Source organism: Xenorhabdus sp. NBAII XenSa04, from assembly GCF_963866145.1.
Classification (GTDB): Bacteria; Pseudomonadota; Gammaproteobacteria; order Enterobacterales; family Enterobacteriaceae; genus Xenorhabdus; species Xenorhabdus indica.
In genome coordinates, this window is record NZ_CAWMEB010000430.1 from 1 (window position 1) to 4,632 (window position 4,632).

Here is a 4,632-nt window from a genome sequence, read left to right on the forward strand (position 1 = left end):
AACACAGACGGCAAGCGTGCAGGAAAAATGACGAAACATCAGCAAACAATTCTTTTTTGCAAAATGCAAAAAATGAACCTCACCTTTTCATTTCTGTCTTAATCCTACCTCAAGGGGAGAAAACACAACAGATTAGTCTTTCTAATATCATAAAAATAGTATCCTGCCCGGAATCTTAGGTTGTCATGAGACTACTTACGATTTAGTTAGCTGCGAATACATTTACACCGGTAAGATTAGCTGTGAAATTCCACAAGCTTAGAGGTTATTCAGTATGTTTTCTACACAGCAGTAAGACAAGGAATGCCAGATTGACGAACGGAAGGCGAATATTCAAATTCCCCTCGCAGTTCTTCCATAGCCGTCGGCATTTTTCCAACCAAATGAACGCTCAACGACCCACCGCTTTGGGATCACCTTGAAAGTATGAAGTTCACTGCGTTTGGCGATCTCACCGGACGCACCCAGGATAGGATGCACATCATCCGCAAACGTTCCCCCCGTATAACCGCCATCGGCTAATACATTTTTCACGCAGGACAGTGATTTTTTGTGCAGGGTAAAAGTCATCAAGGCTCCTTTTCTGTCCGTAACATTGGCCGTTGTAACGGTTATTGCATGGGTAAACCCTGAGTATCTACCGGATATGTCGTTTGATGCCGGAAACCTTTTTACCGGCATCATAGCCTTTTTCACGTGCTGTATCTGTGTTCTTAACGCTTTGCGCATCAATGATCACAAAAGTGGTGCTGGAGTTCCGACCACGGTTGATACGGGTCTCGCCAACCGCATTTTTTAAATGCCTGTTCCAACAGGCTGGGTTCCGTTTCTGACGGTTTATCTTTCCAAAGTTTGAAATAGTAATACACGGTGCTTTTGCGGGGAAAATCACAGGGAGCCTGTCCCACTGGCAATCACTCTTGAGGATATACAGTAGTGCGCAAAACACTTCATACACATCGACGAGGGCATGTGCGTTTTCGGCTGCTGAGCAACAAGGGGGCAATTTCCTGAAAGACTTCTCGACTGATGTCACTAATGTAGGCTTTTCTCATCCCGATAGGATACAGGAAAAATAGTCACGCCTGAAAAAGATTCTGAATAGGCTGTAAGATATTTACCAGGTTCACAGATATCCGATACGACCTGTCAGCATATCAACTTATGGACTTCAACTACCAATATTTTCCCTCACAAAGAAATATAAACCGATTGTTGATTGATTAACGCCCAAGCGATCCAAACATTCTTATTGGCTAATGCCACTGTTCCCCGTCATGGGCTTTCTCGCTCGGGTCACCAGCGTTATCTCTGCCATCCTTGTTGTCATACCTGGCAATTTGAATTCACTTATCCTGCCAGCTTGGCACACATCAGCAAATTATCAATATGACGATGATTATCTCTGAATGCCAGGCAATTACTCATGTGATAATGATTGGATTCAATATCGTATTTTATCACTGAAAAAAATCAATCTGAGACAAGTAACCGGAGCGATTCCTTCTGGTACGGAAGTCATTATTTATGGTGAAATGGGTAGTAAAATCAAAGCACAAGCCCTGTAGGCGCTTTCACGCCCACAACAGAATGAAATTCAGATCCTAATGAATAATGCAGATTTTTTGTGACAGCTCCTGAACGACGGTGTTTTATGACAAACCGTATAAATAACATGACAATCATAATTTCATTAGGGTATTACAATATTAGACAGTGAGTTACATCACGTTATCATGTAATAAAAAATTATTTTTTCATCTAAAGGAAAGTATATTTATAAAAATCGATACAACTCTCTCCTTATCTTTTCTATGCCAGAAAAAGGAATAAAGATTGCCATCAAACAGACTATTCGCATACAGAGAACGGAGTAGAAGTTGACAACACTTCTCCATAAAAAATCACATTCTAAATTAGCCAAACGAGGAAAAGAAAAATAAATGGATATTTTTCGCAGTATGGTAGGTATCGTCTTACTCCTTTCCATTGGATATATATTTTCAGTCAACAAAAAAAGAATAAGCCTGCGTACAATAGGGGCAGCACTACTATTACAAATCGGACTTGGCGCTATCACAGAAATTAAATAGCTGTCATTCTTTAACGCGGCAATGTTATGTGCAACATTTCGAGCAACACCACCTAGCGTATATTTTGTTTTCCCTGGGTTGGAATCTTTCTTTAATAATTCAGTCGAAGCGAAGCTGGTAATATCCATGTTGGAAGCACCTACAGTTACAGCATAATTTCCGCTGGAAAAAATGTAACCCTTCCCTCTTATATGTCCCTTTTTTTGTAAATTCAGGATATGTCCTGCGACGCTTGAACGGCTGATTCCAATAACATCAGCAATTTCTTGTTGGGCGAGAAAAGGATTTTTTCTAAGAAGTTGTAATATTCTAAACTCCAGATTATCCATTTTTCTCATATTATGCCCTTTATTGTTTTTAAACATAGTTGTTTTTATTCCATTGATTAATGATAGTAAAGTGTATTTTTATACATTATGTTGGTAGTGAGAAAGCGATCGTAAACTTAATGATATATTATTTATCATTGAAAACGTGATCTTACTCTTAAATTTTGTTCTAAAAAATAACACATTAATAGAACTTTAAAACACTTAGCGTGGTAACCATATTTTATTCTGAATTTTCCCCTTAAAAAACAAATAATTAAATTATCATCTTGCTATTTTTAGCATCTGTCTTTTCTTCTTTTTTAATTTGTTATCTCAAATGAAACGGGAATTTTTAATTACATTGAAATGTGATAGTTAACACATTTTTACTAATGTTAAATATAAACACATAATTTTATTGTGGTTTAATGTTTTTTATATTAAATAAGGTTTTTTATTATGCCGTTAAATTTTTTTGTTTATGTCGTTACTATGAGTGATTTTAATTGTTAATTCTATAAGTGAAATATCCTATTCAATCATAATAACTAATATTTATATTTAACTAACGTTTTTATCAGTGAAGACGAATAACTGGTTAAGAACAATCCATAAGCTGGCGGATATCTATCAGATCAAAGATGAGAAGAACGTGATAAATGGACACGAAAATGGATTACTCGAAAAAGTCTGTTGGTCCAAAGAGATAGACACTTGAAGCGATAAGAATTTTCTTGGAAGATCCCGCCAAACTGAGCACTCGTTTCTCAAATTCGATCCAACAAAGGCTTAGGTATTCCGTCGGTAAAATTGAAGGTATAATGGGATGCTGTTTGATAATCAGCCATTTTCATGACTCTGTGTTTTGTTCACTTTCCAAGTTCAACACGATATTCCCAGGTAAAAACTGTGTCTTACGTGTGAGCCTGACCAGATGTTAGCGCAGGTTCCAATGGTGTCTTTCCATCCGTTGCGTGTAACATTGACTGACGATATGAAGTTCTCCCGCTGCTTCCTTTTCATATGCCAACCATCAGTCATATAGAGCACAATTTTGAAAAGCACCAGCAAGGCCATAACTTCTCAGTATTTTCTTTGTTCTTGGGTCCAAAACGTGAGTGGCCACTTTTCGTCTTACTTCTGTGTCAGGAAAATTTGCTGATGTATTCCAGGATAGCATTCAATTTAAGTCAATTCCAGTGATCAGGTATAACGACAAGATTGGCAAAGGTAACGCTGATGACCCACGCGAGAATAGTCATTACGGTGAACACCTTTGACAGCACGGCAAGAAGGACAAACCCAATATTAGGAAGGTGTCAATTTTTGTCAGAAATCATCGACGTAACAGTAAAGTTCTCCTAAAGTAACTATAACACGATCGTCTTCACGATTTTGCTTTCGTTGACAAACATTTTGTCATGCATCAGGCAGTTTAGCTCCCTTACTTAAACGAAACGCAAGGCAAGTTATTTAGGATTCCTTTTATGAAGATCTACAGGCACACTGTATTCCCAATAGCCCTTAGAATAGCTTTATTGTTTCCTGTAATAAGTGTTGATGCAATAGCGGTCTCATCATGCGGCTCTTCGAATGCGCAAACCACCATTTCTGGAAATGAGACAGAACCATGTAATCTCTCAAATGGCGAAAATCTTACTATTAAGCAGAATGCGTCGATCGATGTTCCTAAAGGAATAGACTTATCGGATCGCTACAGCCTGAAACACAGTGCGGTTAATGTCGGCGTTAACGATAATCTGGCACCAATAATTTTAGTCGATTACATTGAGAATAGAGGGGGTTTGCAGGGAACGGGGGGAGTCACAGTAACTCACAGTGGTTCTGTTGGAAAGCTGCTTAATCACGGAACCATAAGTGGCGTCAACGGAGCCGTATGGGTTTCTGGTCAAATGAATATGCTGGATAATTATAGCTCAATCACAGGCAACAATGATCCTAACTCATTCAATTCAATAACAATCCAGCAGGCGATTGACGCAAATAATGGTCAATATGGACATGTAGATACCATCCTAAATCGGGAAGAAGGATCGATTGATGGAATATCTGTTACAACTTCAACACTTAATGCTCTTGATAATTATGGAATACTGTCTCAGGGGAAGATTGCCAACTCTGCTCTCGCAACGTTTATTATCGAATCTGGCAGTCATGCCGGCACCTTCCATAATTATGGAACAGTGACTGGACCCAATCACAGTGTT

Annotated in this window: 2 protein-coding genes and 5 pseudogenes; 3 read left to right on the plus strand and 4 right to left on the minus strand. The window is 38.5% G+C overall.

Annotated features, from left to right (window positions below; all coding sequences use genetic code 11):
- Positions 1 to 265: 265 nt before the first annotated feature.
- Positions 266 to 1,055, minus strand: a pseudogene (locus AAC147_RS18175) (IS5 family transposase).
- A gap of 354 nt (positions 1,056 to 1,409) precedes the next feature.
- On the opposite strand from AAC147_RS18175, the gene AAC147_RS18180 reads away from it, so the two are divergent.
- Together AAC147_RS18180 and AAC147_RS18185 are read left to right on the plus strand one after the other, a co-directional pair.
- Positions 1,410 to 1,568 (plus strand): hypothetical protein, encoded by a 159-nt coding sequence (locus AAC147_RS18180; protein WP_156115387.1) that lies wholly within the window; start codon positions 1,410 to 1,412, stop codon positions 1,566 to 1,568.
- 375 nt (positions 1,569 to 1,943) lie between these two features.
- Positions 1,944 to 2,078 (plus strand): annotated as a pseudogene (locus tag AAC147_RS18185) (Na+ dependent nucleoside transporter N-terminal domain-containing protein); the annotation flags it as partial.
- Between the two features lie 215 nt (positions 2,079 to 2,293).
- Here the strand turns inward: AAC147_RS18185 and AAC147_RS18190 are convergent.
- From AAC147_RS18190 to AAC147_RS20230, 3 genes and pseudogenes are all read right to left on the minus strand, one after another.
- A pseudogene (locus tag AAC147_RS18190) lies at positions 2,294 to 2,458 on the minus strand (winged helix-turn-helix transcriptional regulator); the annotation flags it as partial.
- Between the two features lie 883 nt (positions 2,459 to 3,341).
- Positions 3,342 to 3,434: an IS1 family transposase gene (locus AAC147_RS20225; RefSeq protein ID WP_072032538.1), complete on the minus strand. Its 93-nt coding sequence runs from the start codon at positions 3,432 to 3,434 to the stop codon at positions 3,342 to 3,344.
- Positions 3,435 to 3,607: 173 nt separating this feature from the next.
- Positions 3,608 to 3,664, minus strand: a pseudogene (locus tag AAC147_RS20230) (hypothetical protein); the annotation flags it as partial.
- Between the two features lie 227 nt (positions 3,665 to 3,891).
- Between AAC147_RS20230 and AAC147_RS18195 the strand changes: the two are divergent.
- A pseudogene (locus tag AAC147_RS18195) lies at positions 3,892 to 4,632 on the plus strand (autotransporter outer membrane beta-barrel domain-containing protein); the annotation flags it as partial.